We start from the raw sequence: 18190 nt of genomic DNA, 5'->3' as shown, positions 1-18190 counted from the left end.
GTGGGCGCCTGCATCTTTAACGCGGCAGAAGCATAGCAGGCGGACATGGCCTTGTAACAAAATCCTACTCGGCTTGCAGCAGCACCGCCCGCGCGCCCTTCACTAGCGCCGCGCCCATCCGTTCCAGGCGCGGCGGCTGGATCCGCCAGGCATGCCAGTGCAGGGACACGTCCATGTGCAGCGCCGGGGTCAGGTCGACCAATTGGCCGGCGTCCAGCAGCGCCGCGCACTGCTCCAGCGGCAGCATGCCATAGCCGAGGCCGAGCCGGATCGCATCGGCGAACGGGTCGCTGGCCGGCACATAGTGGAAGGGATACGCCCCTTCCGGCAGCCCGAAATGCTGGAGCAGGAAGGCCGCCTGCAGGGAATCCTTGCGGTCGAACACGACCACCGGGGCCTTCCTGGCGGCCTCGCGCGTAAAACCGTCCGGAAACCAGCGGCGCGCGAAGTCCTGCGACGCCACCAGCCGGTAGCGCATGATGCCCAGTGGCGTCACCGTGCAGCCGCGCATCGGTTCCGGCTCGCCGGAAATGCAGGCCAGGGCCCAGCCCTGTTCCAGCAGGGTAAACGTGTGCCACTGGTCGTCCAGCACGAACTCGACCAGCAACTGTTCTTCGGCCAGCACCGGCAGCAGCCAGGTCGCCAGGGTGTCGTTGTTGACGGCCAGCGCGATCCGCACCGGCAGCTCGTCGTCTTCCACCTCGGCCAGGAACTCGGCCTCCAGCAGGGCGCGGCGGCGCAGGAATTGCAGCAGGCGCATGCCGGGCGCGGTCGGGCGGCAGGGACGAGTGCGGATCAGCAAGGGCGTGCCGAGGTCGTGCTCGAGCGCGGAAATGCGCTGCGACACCGCCGAGGGCGTGATGTTCAGCTGGCCCGCGGCCGCTTCCAGGCTGCCGCTGTCGACGGCGGCCAGGAAGGCCTCGCTGCGGCGCGGATCGATTTTCATAGCTTAGAAAAATTTACGATAGCTTAGATTTCGTTAATGTAATTGAAGATCCGCCGCAGGGCAGCGATCCTTGGCGCATTCACGCATCAATTCACGCATCAAGGAAGCAAGAATATGTTGTCGCATCAGGTGTATCTGCAGGGACTCGGCATGGGCGCGAGCCTGATCATGCCGATCGGCGCCCAGAACGCGCATGTGATCCGCACCGGGGTCAGCGGCCGGCATGTGGGGCTGACGGTGGCGGCCTGCGTGCTGGTCGACATCACCCTGATCGCACTCGGCATGGCGGGGCTGGGCAAGCTGGTCGACTCCTCGACCTGGCTGCTGGCGGCCGCGCGCTACGGCGGCGCTGTCTTCCTGCTGTGGTATGGCCTGCGCTGCTGGACCAGTGCCTGGCGCGGCGCCGGCATCACGCCGGCAAGCGGGGAAGCCGGACACCTCAGCCGGCGCCGCGCCTTGTGCACGGTGCTGGCGATGTCGCTGCTGAATCCGCACGTCTATCTGGATACCGTGGTGCTGCTGGGCGCGGTCGGCGGCAGCCTGGCGGCCGGTCACCGCGGCGCTTTCGCGGCCGGCGCGATGACGGCGTCGCTGCTGTGGTTCTGCGCCCTCGGCCTGCTGGCGCGCCGCTGCGCCTTCGTGCTGGGCCGTCCGGCGGTATGGCGCGCGATCGAAGCGTTGACGGGAACCACGATGCTGGTGCTGGCCGTGCTGCTGCTGCATGAGGCCTGAAGCGGCCTGAAGCGGACTGCCAGCTCAGGCAGCCAGCGACTGGGCCAGCGCCTTGCCGCCCTCCACCGACATCTGGGCCGGCAGCGCGACCCGGTTCTTCACGGCGGTCAGCTCGGCCAGGATCGAGACCGCGATCTCGTACGGCGTCTTGCTGCCGATGTAGATGCCGATCGGGCCGTGCAGCCTGGCGATCTGTTCTTCGCTCAGGTCGAACTCGCGCAGGCGTTCGCGGCGCCGCGCATTGTTGGCGCGCGAACCGATCGCGCCCACGTAGAAGGCGTCCGTCCTGAGCGCTTCCATCAATGCCAGGTCGTCGAGTTTCGGGTCATGGGTGAGGGCGATCACGGCGCTGCGACTGTCGAGCTTCATCTCGAGCACGACGTCGTCCGGCATCGCATGCACCACCTCCACGCCCGCCAGGCTCCAGCTGCCGCGGTATTCCTCGCGCGGGTCGCATACCGTGACCTGGTATTCCAGCCCGACCGCGATCTGGGCCAGGAATTGCGACAGCTGCCCGGCGCCGATGATCAGCATGCGCAGGCGCGGGCCGTGGATGCTGACCAGGCTGCCGTCCGCCATGCGCAGCTGGTCCTCGGGCGAGGCCGCGGACAGCGTGACGGCGCCGCTGTCCAGCCGGAGCGTGCGGCGGGTCAGCACGCGGCGCTGGGCCTGCGCCAGCAGCTCGTCCATGCGGCTGTGCGGCCCCAGCGGCTCGACCACCAGCTGGATCGTGCCGCCGCAGGGCAGGCCGAAGCGGTGCGCCTCGTCGGCCGAGATGCCGTAGGTGACGACTTCCGGCACGCTGCGGGTGATGCCCTGCTCGCGCACCGCCGCGATCAGGTCGTCCTCGATGCAGCCGCCGGAGACGGAACCCACCACCAGGCCGTCGGCACGGATCGCCATGGTCGCGCCTTCCGGCCGCGGGCTCGAGCCCCAGGTGCGCACCACGGTCACGTACTCGCAGCGGAATCCGGCGCGGATCCATTGCGCGCAGGCGTGCAGCACTTCGAGGTCGATACTGTCCATACGAATTCCTTTCCACAGCGATGTCGGGAGATTGCAGAGCGCATGCTAACGCAAAGCGTCACAGCTGTCCCAGCACCTGCCGCACGGCCAGCTCGATGGTGTCGTAGGGGACGGCACCGCGCAGCGGCAGCGCCTGTTCCCATGGCGCGTCCGCGCGGCGCAGGAACAGGATCGGCACGCCGGAGACGCCCAGCGCCTGGGCCAGCCCTTCGTCGTCCAGCACTGCGGCCGTATGCCGGCCCTCCAGCAGCGCCTGGCGCAGGGCGCCGGCCTCCAGGCCGGCTTCCTGGCCGATCGCGCACAGCACGTCGATGTCGCCGATGTCGCGGCCCTGCTCGAAAAAACCGCGGAACAGCGCCTCGTGCATGGCGGCGAAGCGCCCGTGCGAATCGGCGAACGCGGCCGCCTCCAGCGCCAGCCGGCTGCGCGGCTGTACCGGCGGCAGCTGCAAGCGCATGCCGCGCTGTTCGGCCAGCGGATAGACGGCGCGGTTCCAGGTGCTGTGCAGGTAATTGCCGTCGGGGTCGAGCGTGGGCTTGGGATCGGGACGCAGCTCGAAGGCGCGCCAGACGACCTCGATCCGCCCGCCGAACTGCTGCTGCAGACGCTGCAGGGCCGGCAATTCGAGGTAGCAGAACGGGCAGACGTAGTCGCTCCAGACGTCGATGCGAAGAAGGGTGTTCGTGTCCATGGCCCATCCTACCGCGCCGGGCCGGCGGTGCCGCGCACGCGTGCCGGTTCAGGCGTCCGCATACTCCTGTTCGATCTCGTCCTTGCGTCCGGCTGATGAGATGTCGAGGATGACGGTGGCCTTGAAGCTGTGGCTGGGGTGGGCGGCGCGGTGCTTGGCGAACCAGAACACTTCCTCGCGCTCCTCGTCCTCGTGGCGGGTCGTCATCACGACATCTGCTTCGGGTACGTCCTCGTAATCGAAGGCTTCCAGGTTGGCATCGTCGACCATCTCCTGCCAGGCTGCGCAGTCCTTGCCCCAGGCCAGCAGATAGCGGCAGCCGGACGCCACCAGCCAGCGGGCGATGTCTGCCTGCCACAATTCGTCGGATGCTTCTTCGCTCAGCACGATGGCGAGGAAAGGCGCCAGGTGGTCGAGCGCGGGCGGTTCGCTGCCGGGCGGCAGCTGCAGGTAAGTCAGGATCTTCTTTTGCATGATGCCGCCAGCTTAACATCGGCCGCCTGTTTGCCCCAGCCTATGTGCGCGCCTTAACCGATGGATCGGCCCGGTTCACCGAACATGGCCGCCGGCAGACAGGAAAGGCGTGCACATGAATCAGGATCAGGTGGTGGTGATCGGCGGCGGCCTGGCGGGCTTGTCCTGCGGGGTGGCGCTGGCCGACCAGGGGATGCGGGTGACGGTGCTGGAAGCGGCAGCGGGCCTGGGCGGCAGGGCGTCCAGCTGGGCCGAGGCCGGAACCGGCGACGTGGTCGACATCGGCCCGCATATCTTTCATTCCGAATACCACAACATGCTGGCCTTCCTGGAGCGCCTGGGCACCAGCCGCCTGATCTGCTGGCAGCCCGGCAAGGTCCTGACCATCGCCAGCCAGCCGCACGCTACGCCCTTGCAGCACGCGCACCTGCCGCCGCCTCTGAGCCTGATGCCCAGCCTGTTCGGGGCGCCGGGCCTGCACCTGGAAGATTACCTGTCGATGGCGCGCACCGCCATGCGCGGCATGGAATTCGGCGAGGAAGAGGTGGACAAGCTCGATGCGATTTCCGCCCTGGATTTCCTGCGCAGGCAGGGCGTGAGCGAGGACCTGATCGACTGGTGGTGGCGCTTCGCGGCGATGGTGGTCTGCAGCGTGCCGCTGGAGCGCTGCTCGGCGGCGTCGCTGCTGCGCATCCACGCCCAGCTGTCCGGCTACAAGGAGCTGCACTTCGGCTTCGGCGCGGTCGGCCTGGGCGAGCTGTACACCGACCAGGCCACCAAGCTCATCGAGGACGCCGGCGGCCGGGTCCTGACCGGCACCAGGGTAAGGGCGATCCTGGCGGACCGCCGCGCCGATGGCGTGCTGCTGGAAGATGGCAGCAAGCTGTTCGCCGAGACCGTGGTGAGCGCGGTGCCGCCGCAGCAGCTGTCCGAGTTGCTGCCGCCCGGCCTGGCGGCGCAGGCGCCGTTCGAGGTCTTCGACAGCTTCGAACCGAGCCCCTACATCTCCTGCTACCTGTGGTTCGACCGCGAGCTGCAGACCGAGCGCTTCTTTTCCCATTTGTGGTCGCCGCGCCGCCTGAACTACGACTTTTACGACCTGTGCCAGATCCGCCAGGGCTGGCAGGGCCGCCCGACCGTCATCGCCAGCAACATCGTCTACAGCCACCGCGCGCATGGCATGACGGATGAGGAGATCATGCGCGAGACCGTGGGCGAGATCGCGATGTTCGCGCCGCTGGCGGCGCAGGCGAAGCTGCTGCACGCCGACGTGCACCGCATCCCGATGGCGATCCCCTGCCCCACGCCCGGCTTCGAACGCAAGCGTCCGGCGGCGCGCAGTCCCGTGCCCGGTCTGGTGCTGGCCGGCGACTGGACCCGTACCCATATGCCGTGCACGATGGAAGGCGCGCTCAAGTCGGGCTTCACGGCCGCCGAGGAAGTCCTGGCCGACCACGGCCAGGACGCCGGGCTGGCGCTTCCTGCGCGCCCGTACGACGGCCTGGCCGGCATGGTGCGGCGCGCCACCGCCCACAAGCGCGGCGTCTCGCCCTCGCCCGAGTGAGATGACTGCCGAGGTCAACCGGCTCAGCGGTGGCGCGTTGCTGGCATACTATGCCGTCACCGATCCAGGAGTCACCACCTTGAACAAACTCGCATCCTTCGCGCTTGCCGCTGCCGCCATCTCCGGCTTGAACTTGGCGGGCATGCATGTCGCCCAGGCCGCCATCCCGGTCTACGGCTTCGTGGTCAAGAACACCTATCCGCACGATCCGCAGGCGTTCACCCAAGGCCTGTTCTTCAAGGATGGCCAGCTGTACGAGAGCACCGGCCAGAAAGGGCAGTCCTCGCTGCGCAAGGTCGACCTCAAGACCGGCAAGGTGCTGCAGAAGAAGGACCTGGCCGACCAATACTTCGGCGAAGGCTCGACCCCGGTTGGCGACACCATCGTCAACCTGACCTGGCAGTCGAATGTCGGCTTCATTTTCGATGCCAGGACCTTCGCACTGAAGGGCCGCTTCAACTACAAGGGCGAAGGCTGGGGCCTGGCCGGGGACTCCAGGAACGTCTACATGAGCGACGGCAGCGCCGAGATCCGCATCCTCGATCCGAAGACGCTCGAAGAACGGCGCCGCATCAGCGTGACGGCGGACGGCAAGCCGATCACCCAGCTCAACGAACTGGAAGTGGTCGACGGCGAGATCTTCGCCAACGTCTGGGGCACGGACGTGATCGCGCGCATCGATCCGGCCAGCGGCAAGGTGGTCGGCTGGATCGACCTCACCAACCTGCTGCCGCCGGCCCAGCGCGGGACAAGCTCCCCGGACGCGGTCCTGAACGGCATCGCGTACGATGGCAAGCACCACCGCCTGTACGTGACGGGCAAGCTGTGGCCGAAGCTGTTCGAGATCGAGTTGGTGCAAATCCGGCGTTAAGGGATCCTCACGCCACCGCGATCACCACCTTGCCGAAGTGCGAGCCCGATTCCATGTGGCGGTAGGCCTCGCGCGCCTGTTCGAAGGTGAACACGCGGTCGACCACCGGCTGCAGGCCAACCGTGTCGGCGAAGCGCATGACCCGTTCGAGCATAGTCCGGCTGCCCACGAAAATGCCGACCAGGCGCTTGGCGGTGGCCAGCAGGGTACCCGGATTGACCTCGCCGCCGAAGCCGCTGACGCCGCCGATGATGGCGACACTGCCGCCCATCGCCGTCGACGCCACCGAGCGGTTCACCGTGCCCTGCCCGCCCACTTCCAGCACCACGTGCGCGCCGGTGCCGTGGGTCAGGCGCAGCACCTCCTCCTGCCATTCGGGGAAGCTGCGGTAATTGATCGTGCAGTGGGCGCCCAGCTCGCGGGCGCGCTGCAGCTTTTCGTCGCTGGACGAGGTGATGATGGTGCGCAGGCCGGCCGCCCTGGCCAGCTGCAGGCCCAGCACCGAGACGCCGCCCGTGCCCAGCAGCAGTACGGTGTCGCCCGGGCGGATGCCGTTGCTGGATTCGAAGATCGCATTCCAGGCGGTCACGCCGGCGCAGGGCATGGTGGAGGCGTCGACGAAGCTCATTCCCGGCGGGATTTTTACCAGGGCCTCTTCGGATAGCACGACTTCCTCGGCCAGCATGCCGTCGATGTCGCCTCCGAGTGCGTGGCGGATCTTGTCCGGTCCCGTCGGGCCATCCTGCCAGTACGGGAAGAAGGAGGCGGCCACGCGGTCGCCCACCTGCACCCGGCTTACTCCCGCGCCCACTTCCAGCACTTCGCCGGCGCCGTCCGAGCAGGGAATGATCGGGTCGTCGACGGTGACCAGGTAGTTGCCGCTCGCAACCATCAGGTCGCGGAAGTTCAGCGACACCGCATGTACGCGCACCCTTACTTCGCCGGTGCCCAGCTCACGGTCAGGAAAATCCACGCACTGCAGCCCGTCGATGCCATCGCCGGGAAGAATCTGGTAAGCCCGCATCGTTGCCCTCCGTCCATCGCTGTTGCGCCTGCGGACGCCCTCGCCCACACGGCCGGACGGATATTGTGGACCCAAGGATCAGTTGACTGGCGCACGTTCGGTGCGCCCCGTGCGCCGGCCCGGCGGATGAAAAATGGGCCCGTCCTGGCGGAGGAACGGGCCCGCGGCCTGCCTGGCCTTGCTCAGAAGCGGCGTACCGGATTGCCGTGGTAGGTCTGCTTCATGAAACGCGACTGCACTTTTTTCAGCAGATAGCCGGCGATGGCCATCATGATCATCTTGCGCATGGATTCCTCCGTCTTGTGAAGAATGGGTTGAAGAACACCTTACTCAAAAGCGGACGCTGGCGGCGCAGGATAGGCGCGCCCGGCTTAGACCGGCTTGCTGACCATGAACCAGAAAATGAAGACGAAGGCGATGAAGGCCGGCACGCCCAGCGCGGCCCAGGTCCAGAAATATTTCCAGTACAGGGGCGGCAAGTCGGTGCCCTCGCGCAGCGCCTGGGCGGCGAGGTCGCGCAGGCGCATCTGCAGCCACACCACCGGCAGCCAGCAGGCCCCGGCCAGCACGTACAGGGCAATCGACCACATGATCCACCTGCTGTTCATCGGATAGCCGGCCAGTTTGATCATGTAGTAGCCGGTGGCCGGCTGCAGGACCGCGGTGGTGGCCGTGAACAGCCAATCGGCGATGACGACGTACTTGCTGACCACGGCGATCGCGCGCACGTCGCGGCTGACGTTCGCGAACAGCATGTACCAGGCCGACCCGATGCCGGTGCCGAACAGGAAGGTCGACGACAGGATGTGCAGCCATTTCACGACGACGTAGTCCATCACTTCTCCTCATCATCTTCGAGTTGGTACAGCAGCCAGATGGCGGCCAGCATCGGCAGGTTTTTTGTCAGCGGGCCGTAGGGGTGGACCAGGAATTCGGGCAGCTTCCACGCGATCACCACCGTATAAAAACCGATCAGGCCCAATTGTGCGAGCCATAGCCAGCGCCGGCGTTTCAGGAACAGGATGCCCAGGCCCAGCAGCATGTCGAAGGCGGCGGCGCCGTACAGCATCAGGGGCCGCAGCGCCGGCGGAATGCCGGTGCGCGCCAGCAGCGCGTAGCTGTCCGCCACCGGGTACACGAAGGCCGAGACGATCGCGGTGACGATCCATACCAGCGCGATGCTGACGCGCAGGATCGGCAGCAGCCAGTCGAGCTTGGCGCGCGCGCGTTCGGCGCGCGGCTCCAGCACGAAGGACGCGATCGGGCGCGCCGGCCGTCCCAGCAGGCGCAGCAGCGGGCCGGGGTCGTCCGTATTGCCACGGTCGAGCATGCGCAGGGCTTCCGGGTCGAGCAGGCCGCCCGGCAGCCAGCGGCCGATGCGCGCCAGCCCGCGCGCGACGCTCCCCGGCAGGCGCAGCACGCGCAGGCGCCCCATGCCCATCGACGCGCGCAGGGCCGCCAGGTAGTCGGTGAAGGGCAGCGCCTGCGGTCCTACCAAAGGGATGCGTTGCGACGTGCGCTGCATGGTGCCGGCGACCGGTGCGTCGCCCTGGTCCAGGTACAGGCGCCGGCGCAGCAGGCCGACGATGGCGGCCACCACGTCGTCGACGTGGATCGGCTGTACCAGCTGGGGCGCGTCGCCGAAGCGCACCGCGAAGGGCATCGAGGCCAGCGCCTTGAACACGCGCGCGCTGGTGCCGTCGCTGCCGTACACCAGCGAGGGCTGGACGATGGCGGCGCGCACCGGCAAGGAGGCCAGGTAGTCGTCGGCCGCCTTCTTCGACAGGTGGTAGGCGGTGTCGGCCTGCTCGTCCGCGCCCAGCGCCGACAGTTGCACGATCAGGTGCACGTCCTCGGATTCGGCACAGGCCGCGAACAGCGCGCGCGGGGTCTGCACGTGCAGTTTCTCGAAGGTTTGCGCAGCGCTTTCGCGGAAGATGCCGACCGCGTTGATCACGGCGTCGATGCCGGTAAGGCGCGCCAGCCAGACGGATTTATCGGTATCGTCGGCGAAGTCGGCATGGATGAAGGACAGGCGCGGGTCAGTGCTTTTTTTCACCCGGCGCACCGCGCACACGAGCTCATGGCCGTCGGCCAGCAGCGCGTGCAGCAGGTGTTGCCCGATGAATCCGCTTGCTCCCGTCAACAGGATCCGCATGCATACTCCTTTCTTGCATCGAGGACGATATGGAACCATGGAAAACTGCAATTCAGCGCGGCCTGGTCGGCGGCGCGACCTCCAGCCTGCTGTCGACCGCGGCACTGGCCGCGCTCGGCAAGCGCGAAGCGGGCAGTGCCTACGCACCCACCAACGCCGTCAGCCACTGGATCTGGGGCGACCAGGCGGTGCAGCATCACGGCCCGTCGGCGCGCTACACCCTGCCCGGCTACCTGATCCACCATGGCAGCGCCATGTTCTGGTCGGTGATCTTCGAGCGCCTGTGCGGCGAATTGCTCGACCGTAAGAACCCCGCGCTCACGCTGGGCGTCGGCACCGCGGCATCGGCCGTGGCCTGCTTCACCGACTACCAGCTCACGCCCCAGCGCCTGAAACCCGGCTACGAGAATCACCTGTCGCGTCCGGCCCTGGCGGTGGTCTACGGCGCCTTTGGCGTCGGCCTGGCCATCGGCGCCATGCTGTGCCGGCGCAGCTGACCGTCGCGGTGCCAGTGTAAGCGAGACGAAAAAAACGTGCCGTTCGCTGACGTTCCCCTGTTTATTGATGCCTTGATCCTGCACGGCCTGATCGGCGGGCTGGACGTGTTTCTGGACCACGAACTGCTGGCCAGGCTGCCTGCGCAACGCTGGTCCGGCCCGGAGCAGCGCATGCACAGCGCGCGCGAAGCCCTGTTCTTCGCGATCTTCGTCTCGCTGGCCTGGTTCGAGTGGCACGGCGCGGCGGCCTGGTGGATCGCCTTGTTGTACCTGGGCGAAATCCTGGTGTCGGCGCGCGACGTCCTCATCGAGGGCGATACCCGGGTGCTGCCGAAGCCGGAGCGGGTGCTGCACCTGTTCCTTTTCATGAACCTGGGTGCGCTGGTGGTGCTGGTGGGGCAGGCTTTATACGGCTGGTCGGCCTTGCCGACGGCAGTGGTGCGAACCGGCTACGGGTGGGCGAGCTGGGTGCTCGGTGCGATGGCGGCGGGGGCGCTGGTGTGGGCGGTGCGGGATGGGGTCAGTGCGACAAAACACCCGTCGTTCCCGCGCAGGCGGGAACCCAAGTCAAGCTAGCGTACCGCAAACAAACTTGGGTCCCCGCCTGCGCGGGGACGACGAAGGTGCTTAGAAGGCGTACGTCGCGCGAGCGTAGACGTAACGGCCGCCGGTACCGAACGGCGTGTAGTTCGCGAACGGCGTGTTGCTGGTCGTATTCAGCGACGGCGGCAGCGTCTCCGAGTACTGGTCGAACAGGTTGTCCGCGCCCACCGCGATGCTCAGCTTCGTCGTGACGGCATAGCGTGCCTCGAGATCGACGATCGTATGCGGATGGATCAGGAAGTCGAAGGCCTCGGTGGTGCCCGGGGACAGCACTTCGCCGTAGCGGGTGGCGCGCGCGGTCACGCCCCATTGTCCCAGCTTCCAGTTGGCGCTGGCCGTGATCTTGTTCTTCGGCTGGCCCTTCTCCAGCGTCAGCACGTTCACGCGGTCGAACAGCACCGGCGCCGGGTTCAGCGCCGCCAGCTGGGCCGTGGTCGGCACCTTGGTCACGTCGGTGTGGTTGAAGTTGCCGGCCAGGGTGAAGTCGAAGCGGCCGCTGGCGCCCAGGTTCAGCGGGTAGTTGGCGACGATGTCCACGCCCTCGGTCTTGGTGTCGACGCCGTTGATGAAGAAGCGCCCGCCGCCCACGCCCGTGAAGCCCTGCGACACGATGTAGTTGCGCACCGCGGTCGAGGTCAGGTTCTCCGACAGGATGATGCGGTCACGCACGTTGATGCGGTAGGCGTCGACCGTCAGCGTCAGCGGATCGAGGCGCATCACCGCGCCCAGCGAGAAGTTGGTCGACTTCTCCGCCTTCAGCGGCTTGGAACCGAGCGCCACCGCGACCGCGTCGGTCGGCTTGAAGGTGGTGATCTCGAACGGCACGCCGTTGATGAAGTTGGTCGAGGTCGAGGTGAAGTTCTGCTGCTGCAGTGACGGTGCGCGGAAGCCGTTCTGCACCGAGCCGCGCAGGGCGAAGGCCTTGCTGAAATCGTAGCGGCCGGCCAGCTTGCCCGACAGGTTGCTGCCGAAGTCCGAGTAATGCTCGCCGCGCACCGCCACCGATCCCAGCAGCTTGTCGGTGACGTTCGCTTCCAGGTCGACGAAGGCGCCGACCGCGTTGCGGTGGGCGTCGGTGGCGTTGGCCGGACGGAAGCCCGGGAACACCTGGGCGCCCGGCGCGGCCGGGGTGCCGTTGGCCAGTACCTGGCCGCCGTAGCGGTAGGAATCCGGTTCGCCCGCATGCAGCTCATAGCCTTCGCGGCGCGCTTCCATGCCGACCGCCACGTTCAGCGGCGAGGCCAGGCCGGCCATGTCGACCTTGCGCACGCCGGTCAGGTTCAGCACCGTCTGGTCATAGCCGTAGCCGCCCGCGTCGAACACGGTCTTGCTGGACGGGCCGATCGAGCGGTTCAGCGTGTTCTGGATCTCGTAATCCATCTTGTTCTTGCCGTAGACGATGGACGCATCCATGTCCCAGGCGCCCGCGGTCCAGGTCACGCCGCCGGCGGCGCTGTAGTCGTCGACGGTCGGGGCGATGATCGGCAGGAAGCCGTCCGGATAGATCGACGGGATGTTGCGCACGTCCTGCGGGATGCGGAAGTAGCCGGCCGAACGGGCGTCGCGCTTCTGGTAGCTGGCCCAGCCGTAGACCTTCACGTCCGCCGTGATGTTATTGCCGGCATTCACGAACAGGGTCGACTGCTTGACTTCCGGCTCGCCGTACCAGGCGTCGAAGCGGTTGATGGTCAGCTCGCGCGGATCGTAGGCAGTGCCGACCTTCGGATACAGCTGGCGCATGTCGTAGCCGGCGCGCTCGGTGTGTTCCTGGTTCTTGTATTCGGCGGCCAGGGTGATGTAGCCGGTCTCGCCCCACGGCAGGCCCTTCCAGGCGCTGACGGTGGTGGTCTGGCCGTCGGTGCGCTTGCGCGAGTTCGGCGCAGTCCAGGTGCCACCGGCCGGGGCGGCGTCGTTCAGCAGGTCGTATTCGGTCTTGTGCACGCCATACACGACGGAGCCTTCACCGCCGCTGCGGTCGGTGCGCAGGCGGACGTTGACCACGCCCGAGATCGCATCCGAACCGTACTGGGCTGCGGCGCCATCGCGCAGCACCTCGATCGTCTTGACCATCGACGCCGGGATCGTGTTCAGGTCGACCGAGGCCGAACCGCGGCCGACGCTGCCGTTCAGGTTGACCAGCGAGGAGGCGTGGCGGCGCTTCGAGTTGACCAGCACCAGCGACTGGTCCGGCGCCATGCCGCGCAGGGTGGCCGGGCGGATCGTATCGGTGCCGTCGGTCAGCGCGGGGCGCGGGAAGTTCAGCGACGGCAGGGCCGTCGACAAAGCCTGGTTCAGTTCGGTGGAGCCGGTATTCTTGAGGGATTCGGCGGAGATGATGTCGACCGGAGAAGCGGTGTCGAGGGCGGTGCGGTTGGCCACCCGGGTGCCGGTGACGACCACGGTGGCAGGATTCCCGCTGGTGGCGCTGGCACCGGCATCTCCGGTTTCCTGGGCCTGCGCGGCGGCGCCGGCAAACAGTGAGGCAATCGATAAAGCGAGGACGGTCTTTTCCGGGGCAAAGCGGTGTTTCATCTATCGTTCCTTCTTGTTGGGATGCACTTTGGAACGATACTGTCCCGCATATTTACTGTTGTCAATTTTCTCAGCTTGCATAGATGTAAATGCGCAACAGGTTCCGCCTGTCAGGATGGCGTAAGCGAGTAATTACCGTCGCCCCGCGCAGGCGGGGGCCCAAGAAGTTGCTTGCGTTTCGGCTGCGCCTCGAACTTGGGTTCCCGCCTGCGGGAACGGCGCTCAGTGCTTGCCGCGCAGGCGCTGGATGAGGGTCACGCCCAGCAGCACCACCGCGCCGACGATCACGCCGGCCACGGCATCGATCACGGTCGGCGCCACGGCCGCCAGCAGGCCGCCCAGCACCGGCACCCCGGCCACCGCGTGGGCCGCGCCTTGCGCCAGGTGATGCAGCGGTTCGACCGCATGGCCGATGATGCCGCCGCCGACCATGAACATGGCGACGGTGCCGATCACCGACAGCGCCTTCATCAAGCGCGGGGCGGCGGCCAGCAGCAGCTTGCCGACCGCGCGTGCGGCGCTGCCGCTCTTCCGGCTCAGGTACAGGCCGAGGTCGTCGATCTTGACGATGGCCGCCACCACGCCGTAGACCCCGATCGTCATCGCGATCGCCACCGCGACCAGGGCCGCGACCTGGGCGCCGAAGGAAGCGCCCTGCTCGTTGACCACGCCAAGCGCGATCACGATGATCTCCGCCGACAGGATGAAGTCGGTGCGCACCGCGCCCTTGATCTTGTCCTTCTCGACTTCGCGCATGTCGGCATTCGCGGCCAGCGCCTGTGCCAATTCCTCTTGATGGGCCGCATCCTCGGCGCCGCTGTGCAGAAATTTGTGGGCCAGCTTCTCGCAACCCTCGAAGCAGAGGTAGGCGCCGCCCACCATCAGCAGCGGCGTGATTGCCTGCGGCAGGAAGGCGGAGATCGCCAACGCGGCCGGCACCAGGATCGCCTTGTTCTTCAGTGAGCCCACGCCCACCGCCCACACCACCGGCAGTTCGCGGTCGGCGCTGACGCCGGTGACCTGCTGGGCGTTCAGGGCCAGGTCGTCGCCCAGCACCCCGGCGGTCTTCTTGGCCGCCACCTTGCTCATCAGGGCGACGTCGTCGAGCACGCTCGCGATATCGTCGATTAACGCCAGCAAACTGCCTGCAGCCATTGTTCTACCCCCAATATCAAGATGGCCACATCTTAACCGAAGCCTTCACGACTTCTTCACACGGTTCAGGCGCGTTATTTGCGTTTCAACCCCGAAAATCTGCATCTCGTCGCTTTCCGGCGGAGCCGTCCCCGCGTCCTACGTATAGTGACAACATTGGCTGCGGCACAGCAGCCTTGCCGACGAAGGAGAAGCCATGACCACGAAGCTCGCCAATTTCACCAAGCTCGACCTGCCGGTCGCGCCGCGCCGCCGCGCCCGTCCACCGAAGCGCAAGACCCGCATCACGATCTACCTCGACGACGAGGTCCTGGACGAGTTCCGCTCGCGCGCCGAGCGCACCGGCACCGGCTACCAGACCCTGATCAACGCCGCCCTGCGCACCCGCTTGGCTGTGCAGGAGGCTTCCGCAGTCCCGGCCTGACCCTTGCCAAATCGCAGGAAGCCCGTCACGACAGGGCGTACGGCCAGCGTACGCTCTGCTGCAGAGATTACATATGGCAATTAATTATGCTAATCTTCCGGCTCTTTCAACCCGGAGGATTTATGAAAAAAGGCGAACTGATCGCTGAATTTGCGAAGCGTACCGAGCTGTCCGGTGCCGCTGCCAACGAAGCAGTGAACACCATCATCGACATCATCACCGAGCGCCTGAAGAAGGGCGACACGGTCGGTATCACCGGCTTCGGCACGTTCTCGATCACCAAGCGCGCTGCCCGTAAAGGCCGCAACCCGGCTACCGGCGAAGTGATCAAGATCGCTGCGTCGAAGACCCCGCGCTTCTCTGCCGGCGCCACGCTGAAGGCCGCCGTCAACCCGAAGAAGAAGTAAGCTGTCCCCCGGCGGGCCGCAGCCCGGTATCATGCCGACGCGCTGCGCGCCCAGCCCGTTCCCCTCATTTCCGCATTCCCTCCTTTCTAGCCTTATCCCAGCATGCCTTTCTCCACCTGGATCGCTTTCGTCATCGCCGGCGTCCTGATCGCCATTTCGCCCGGATCGGGCGCCGTGCTGTCGATGTCGCACGGCCTGGCCTACGGGCTCAAGAAGGCCAGCGCCACCGTGCTGGGATTGCAGCTGGGCCTGATCCTGGTGCTGGTCATCGCCGGCGCCGGCGTCGGTTCGCTGGTGCTGGCATCAAGCGCCGTCTTCACCGCGGTGAAGATCGCCGGCGCCCTGTACCTGATCTGGCTCGGCATCGGCCAGTGGCGCTCGAAGGCCAAGGCGAGCGGCGTGCCGACCGCCGGCCTGGAGGCCCATCCGCCGTTCCGCCGGCGCGTGCTGACCGGCTTTCTCACCAACGCCACCAACCCGAAAGGGATCATCTTCATGGTCGCGGTGCTGCCCCAGTTCATCTCCAAGGAAGGCTCGATGCTGCTGCAGCTGGCGATCCTGGGCGCGACCATGGTCACCATCGACACCACCGTGATGCACGGCTATGCCTTTCTCGCCTCGTCGATGCAGCGCTTCTTCCGCGACGAGCACGCGGTCAGGATGCAAAACCGCTTTTTCGGCGCGGTGCTGATGGCGATGGGCTGCTTGCTGTTCCTGGTCAAGCGTCATACCTGAGCCATGAAGCGCTGAGCTGTGTATCGGTAATAACTATTCCGCAACGATTTGTAACTGGCGTCGTCCGTTCGCGCCCTGCTGCGTTGTACAGGCGTAAAACCCCGGGGTAGCATGTAATACAACAATGTCAGCTGGAGACTGCGATGTCGAATCACATTCTGAAGTCGGCCGTGGTGCTGGCCTTCACCACCCTGTCCGCGCTGGCCATGGCCGCCGATCCGCCGGCCCGCGTCGGCCGCGTCGCGCTGGCCCAGGGTGCGGTCAGCATCGGCGGCAACGTCGGCGGCGAGATGAGCGCGGCCCAGGTCAACTGGCCGGTCACCTCGGGCAACATGATCGCCACGGCTCCCGGCGCGCGCACCGAACTGCGGGTCGGTTCGACCTCGATCCGGCTGGACGGCGATTCCGCGCTCGAAGTCGTGAACCTGGACGACGACGGCATCCGCCTGCGCCTGCACTACGGCAGCGCCAGCGTGCGCATCCTGAACGCGGACGTGCTGCGCGGCTTCGAACTGCTCACGCCGCAGATGCGCGTGCGCCTGCAGCAGCCGGGCCGGGTGCGCGTAGACGCCGAGCGCGTGCGCGACACCAGCACCGTCGACGTGTTCGACGGCATTGCCCTGGTCGAGGCCGGCGGCTCCCAGCTGACGGTCCGCGCCGGCAAGCGCGCCGAAGTCAGCGACGACGACATGCGCACCGCGATTGCCCGCCAGGATGCCTTCGACAGCTGGTCGTTCGCGCGCGACCGCCTGGAGGACAACGCCCGCTCGGCGCGCTACGTCACCTCCGAGATGACCGGCTACGAAGACCTCGACCGCTACGGCAGCTGGCGCACCGACAGCGAATACGGCCCGCTGTGGATACCCGCCGTCTCCTCCGATTGGGTGCCCTACCGCGACGGCAGCTGGACCTGGATCGAGCCCTGGGGCTGGACCTGGGTCGACAACGCGCCCTGGGGCTATGCGCCCTTCCACTACGGACGCTGGGTGGTCGTGAACCGGCGCTGGGCCTGGGCGCCCGGCAGCCGCCACGAGCGCCTGGTGTGGGCGCCGGCGCTGGTCGGCTGGGTCGGCGGATCCGGCTGGAACGTCACTTTCCGCGACCGCAGCCAGCGCCCCGGCTACGGCTGGTATCCGCTGTCACCGCACGACCGCTACGTGCCGTCCTACCGCGCCTCCGAAGATCACCTGCGCTGGCTGAACAATCACGTGCGGCCCGATCCGCGCCGCGGGCGCGACTACCGGCCGCAAGGCCTGACCGTGGTGCCGCAGGACCGCTTCGGCCCCGGCGGCCGGGTCAACGTGCCGCGCGCGCCGATCGCCACCGTGCCGCCGGCGCTGGTGCATAACGGCGTGCCTTTGAGCAGCGCACCGCCGGCGCCGCCCAACCGGCCGCACCGCGGCACGCAGTTCGATCGTGCCGACCGCGACCATGACGGCCGCCCGGACCGTCTCGAAGCCGGCCGTGTGGACCGCAATCATGATGGCCGCCCGGATCGCCTCGAAACCGGCCGCCTCGACCGTAATCACGATGGCCGCCCGGACCGCATCGAGACCGCGCGCGCCGAGCGCGACGGCTTCGTGCGCCAGCGGGCGCCGGCCCAGCCGGTCACCGTGCTGCAGCAGGCGCCCGGCCTGGTGCCGATGCCGGCGCCGGCCCAGCCCCAGCCGGTCGTGAGCCCGACCCCGCACGTGTCGCCGGCGCCGCAGCCGCTGTCGGCCAACAGCCCGCCGCTGCCGTCGCCGACCGTCCCGCTGGGCAACCAGGGCTGGCAGCGCCAGGAACGCCGCGACTGGGACGAGGGGCGCCGCGACGGCCGTGATCGACGTGACGGCCGCGATGGCCGCGACAACGGCGAGCCGCGCCGCGAACGCCGCGACGATGGCGAGCGCCACGAGCGCCGCCCGGCTCCGGCGCCGGTGGCGGCGGTGGCGCAGCCCGCGCCGGTCCAGCATGCCGCCATCATGAGCGCGCCCCAGCCTGCGCCGCCGCCGGTGCCGCAAGCAGTCGCCGAAGCCCGTTTCGAGCATCCGCACCGCGGCGATGGCGAGCGTGGCCGCGAAGCGCCGCAGCGCGCGGCGCCGCCTCCTCCGCCGGCACCGGCACCCGTTGCGGTCGCGGCCCCGGCCCCGGTGGCACGTCCCGCGCCGCCGCCAGCGCCGGCACCTGCTGCGGTTGCAGCGCCGCCCCCGGTGGCACGCCCCGCGCCGCCGCCACCCCCGCCGCCGCAGGCCGTCGCGCCGTCGCGTCCGGCTCCCGCCAGGGCCGAGGAGCGCAAGCATGGCGACGAGCACGGCCGCCAGGCGGAACGCTGAAGCCGGCTGCCCGATTACCTGGATCGCGGCCGGCCT

Annotated in this window: 18 protein-coding genes; 9 read left to right on the top strand and 9 right to left on the bottom strand. The window is 67.7% G+C overall.

The window, feature by feature from the left end; translation table 11 throughout:
- Positions 1-64 precede the first annotated feature (64 nt).
- The gene (locus ACI48D_RS06155) at positions 65-946 is read right to left on the bottom strand and encodes a LysR family transcriptional regulator ArgP (RefSeq protein ID WP_435570338.1); all 882 of its coding nucleotides are present in this window, start codon (positions 944-946) and stop codon (positions 65-67) included.
- A 114-nt stretch (positions 947-1060) separates the two neighbouring features.
- Here ACI48D_RS06155 and ACI48D_RS06150 point away from each other — a divergent pair, with 114 nt between their 5' ends.
- Positions 1061-1678 carry a LysE/ArgO family amino acid transporter gene (locus ACI48D_RS06150; protein ID WP_435570337.1) on the top strand — a complete coding sequence of 206 codons (618 nt, stop codon included), beginning with the start codon at positions 1061-1063 and terminating at the stop codon, positions 1676-1678.
- Positions 1679-1702: 24 nt separating this feature from the next.
- On the opposite strand, the gene ACI48D_RS06145 is transcribed toward ACI48D_RS06150, so the two are convergent.
- Genes ACI48D_RS06145 through ACI48D_RS06135 form a run of 3 tightly spaced genes read right to left on the bottom strand, consistent with a single transcriptional unit; the run spans position 1703 to position 3869 of the window.
- Positions 1703-2704: an XdhC family protein gene (locus ACI48D_RS06145; protein WP_435570336.1), complete on the bottom strand. Its 1002-nt coding sequence runs from the start codon at positions 2702-2704 to the stop codon at positions 1703-1705.
- A 58-nt stretch (positions 2705-2762) separates the two neighbouring features.
- The gene (locus tag ACI48D_RS06140; RefSeq protein WP_435570335.1) at positions 2763-3395 is read right to left on the bottom strand and encodes a DsbA family oxidoreductase; all 633 of its coding nucleotides are present in this window, start codon (positions 3393-3395) and stop codon (positions 2763-2765) included.
- Between the two features lie 48 nt (positions 3396-3443).
- Positions 3444-3869 (bottom strand): DUF7684 family protein, encoded by a 426-nt coding sequence (locus ACI48D_RS06135; RefSeq protein WP_435570334.1) that lies wholly within the window; start codon positions 3867-3869, stop codon positions 3444-3446.
- A gap of 115 nt (positions 3870-3984) precedes the next feature.
- Here ACI48D_RS06135 and hpnE point away from each other — a divergent pair, with 115 nt between their 5' ends.
- Positions 3985-5433 (top strand): hydroxysqualene dehydroxylase HpnE, encoded by a 1449-nt coding sequence (gene hpnE / locus ACI48D_RS06130; protein ID WP_435570333.1) that lies wholly within the window; start codon positions 3985-3987, stop codon positions 5431-5433.
- 79 nt (positions 5434-5512) lie between these two features.
- Positions 5513-6304: a glutaminyl-peptide cyclotransferase gene (locus ACI48D_RS06125; protein WP_435570332.1), complete on the top strand. Its 792-nt coding sequence runs from the start codon at positions 5513-5515 to the stop codon at positions 6302-6304.
- Between the two features lie 7 nt (positions 6305-6311).
- Here ACI48D_RS06125 and ACI48D_RS06120 read toward each other — a convergent pair whose 3' ends face one another.
- From ACI48D_RS06120 to ACI48D_RS06110, 3 genes are all read right to left on the bottom strand, one after another.
- Entirely contained in the window at positions 6312-7328 is a 1017-nt protein-coding gene (locus tag ACI48D_RS06120) for a zinc-dependent alcohol dehydrogenase family protein (RefSeq protein ID WP_435570331.1), read from the bottom strand.
- Positions 7329-7699: 371 nt separating this feature from the next.
- Positions 7700-8164 carry a DUF2269 family protein gene (locus tag ACI48D_RS06115; RefSeq protein WP_435570330.1) on the bottom strand — a complete coding sequence of 155 codons (465 nt, stop codon included), beginning with the start codon at positions 8162-8164 and terminating at the stop codon, positions 7700-7702.
- The gene (locus ACI48D_RS06110; protein ID WP_435570329.1) at positions 8164-9486 is read right to left on the bottom strand and encodes an SDR family oxidoreductase; all 1323 of its coding nucleotides are present in this window, start codon (positions 9484-9486) and stop codon (positions 8164-8166) included. Before ACI48D_RS06110 ends, ACI48D_RS06115 begins: the two co-directional genes overlap by 1 nt.
- Positions 9487-9515: 29 nt before the next feature.
- Between ACI48D_RS06110 and ACI48D_RS06105 the strand changes: the two genes are divergently transcribed.
- Positions 9516-9983, top strand: coding sequence for a hypothetical protein (locus ACI48D_RS06105; RefSeq protein ID WP_435570328.1), 468 nt, complete (start codon positions 9516-9518; stop codon positions 9981-9983).
- 36 nt (positions 9984-10019) lie between these two features.
- Positions 10020-10559 carry a hypothetical protein gene (locus ACI48D_RS06100; protein WP_435570327.1) on the top strand — a complete coding sequence of 180 codons (540 nt, stop codon included), beginning with the start codon at positions 10020-10022 and terminating at the stop codon, positions 10557-10559.
- 51 nt (positions 10560-10610) lie between these two features.
- Here the strand turns inward: ACI48D_RS06100 and ACI48D_RS06095 are convergent, their stop codons facing one another.
- Together ACI48D_RS06095 and ACI48D_RS06090 are read right to left on the bottom strand one after the other, a co-directional pair.
- Complete coding sequence (locus ACI48D_RS06095) at positions 10611-13118, bottom strand: TonB-dependent receptor plug domain-containing protein (RefSeq protein ID WP_435570326.1); 2508 nt, start codon at positions 13116-13118, stop codon at positions 10611-10613.
- Positions 13119-13340: 222 nt separating this feature from the next.
- Positions 13341-14273 carry a DUF808 domain-containing protein gene (locus ACI48D_RS06090; protein WP_435570325.1) on the bottom strand — a complete coding sequence of 311 codons (933 nt, stop codon included), beginning with the start codon at positions 14271-14273 and terminating at the stop codon, positions 13341-13343.
- Between the two features lie 196 nt (positions 14274-14469).
- Here ACI48D_RS06090 and ACI48D_RS06085 point away from each other — a divergent pair, with 196 nt between their 5' ends.
- From ACI48D_RS06085 to ACI48D_RS06070, 4 genes are all read left to right on the top strand, one after another.
- On the top strand, positions 14470-14697 hold the full coding sequence (locus ACI48D_RS06085) for a BrnA antitoxin family protein (RefSeq protein ID WP_435570324.1): 228 nt from the start codon (positions 14470-14472) through the stop codon (positions 14695-14697).
- Between the two features lie 122 nt (positions 14698-14819).
- Positions 14820-15104 carry an HU family DNA-binding protein gene (locus ACI48D_RS06080; protein WP_435570323.1) on the top strand — a complete coding sequence of 95 codons (285 nt, stop codon included), beginning with the start codon at positions 14820-14822 and terminating at the stop codon, positions 15102-15104.
- Between the two features lie 102 nt (positions 15105-15206).
- Positions 15207-15839 (top strand): LysE family transporter, encoded by a 633-nt coding sequence (locus ACI48D_RS06075; protein ID WP_435570322.1) that lies wholly within the window; start codon positions 15207-15209, stop codon positions 15837-15839.
- 143 nt (positions 15840-15982) lie between these two features.
- Complete coding sequence (locus ACI48D_RS06070; protein ID WP_435570321.1) at positions 15983-18154, top strand: DUF6600 domain-containing protein; 2172 nt, start codon at positions 15983-15985, stop codon at positions 18152-18154.
- Positions 18155-18190 lie beyond the last annotated feature (36 nt).

The organism is Massilia sp. LXY-6 (assembly GCF_051233485.1).
Taxonomy (GTDB): Bacteria; Pseudomonadota; Gammaproteobacteria; order Burkholderiales; family Burkholderiaceae_D; genus Telluria.
This window is presented reverse-complemented; position numbering and strand designations above follow the sequence as displayed.

Excerpts from the sequence above, each read along its gene's own strand:
- ACI48D_RS06155 (WP_435570338.1), bottom strand. The coding sequence starts at position 946 with ATGAAAATCGATCCGCGCCGCAGCGAGGCCTTCCTGGCCGCCGTCGAC.
- ACI48D_RS06150 (WP_435570337.1), top strand. The coding sequence starts at position 1,061 with ATGTTGTCGCATCAGGTGTATCTGCAGGGACTCGGCATGGGCGCGAGC.
- ACI48D_RS06145 (WP_435570336.1), bottom strand. The coding sequence starts at position 2,704 with ATGGACAGTATCGACCTCGAAGTGCTGCACGCCTGCGCGCAATGGATC.
- ACI48D_RS06140 (WP_435570335.1), bottom strand. The coding sequence starts at position 3,395 with ATGGACACGAACACCCTTCTTCGCATCGACGTCTGGAGCGACTACGTC.
- ACI48D_RS06135 (WP_435570334.1), bottom strand. The coding sequence starts at position 3,869 with ATGCAAAAGAAGATCCTGACTTACCTGCAGCTGCCGCCCGGCAGCGAA.
- hpnE (WP_435570333.1), top strand. The coding sequence starts at position 3,985 with ATGAATCAGGATCAGGTGGTGGTGATCGGCGGCGGCCTGGCGGGCTTG.
- ACI48D_RS06120 (WP_435570331.1), bottom strand. The coding sequence starts at position 7,328 with ATGCGGGCTTACCAGATTCTTCCCGGCGATGGCATCGACGGGCTGCAG.
- ACI48D_RS06115 (WP_435570330.1), bottom strand. The coding sequence starts at position 8,164 with ATGGACTACGTCGTCGTGAAATGGCTGCACATCCTGTCGTCGACCTTC.
- ACI48D_RS06110 (WP_435570329.1), bottom strand. The coding sequence starts at position 9,486 with ATGCGGATCCTGTTGACGGGAGCAAGCGGATTCATCGGGCAACACCTG.
- ACI48D_RS06105 (WP_435570328.1), top strand. The coding sequence starts at position 9,516 with ATGGAACCATGGAAAACTGCAATTCAGCGCGGCCTGGTCGGCGGCGCG.
- ACI48D_RS06095 (WP_435570326.1), bottom strand. The coding sequence starts at position 13,118 with ATGAAACACCGCTTTGCCCCGGAAAAGACCGTCCTCGCTTTATCGATT.
- ACI48D_RS06090 (WP_435570325.1), bottom strand. The coding sequence starts at position 14,273 with ATGGCTGCAGGCAGTTTGCTGGCGTTAATCGACGATATCGCGAGCGTG.
- ACI48D_RS06085 (WP_435570324.1), top strand. The coding sequence starts at position 14,470 with ATGACCACGAAGCTCGCCAATTTCACCAAGCTCGACCTGCCGGTCGCG.
- ACI48D_RS06080 (WP_435570323.1), top strand. The coding sequence starts at position 14,820 with ATGAAAAAAGGCGAACTGATCGCTGAATTTGCGAAGCGTACCGAGCTG.
- ACI48D_RS06075 (WP_435570322.1), top strand. The coding sequence starts at position 15,207 with ATGCCTTTCTCCACCTGGATCGCTTTCGTCATCGCCGGCGTCCTGATC.
- ACI48D_RS06070 (WP_435570321.1), top strand. The coding sequence starts at position 15,983 with ATGTCGAATCACATTCTGAAGTCGGCCGTGGTGCTGGCCTTCACCACC.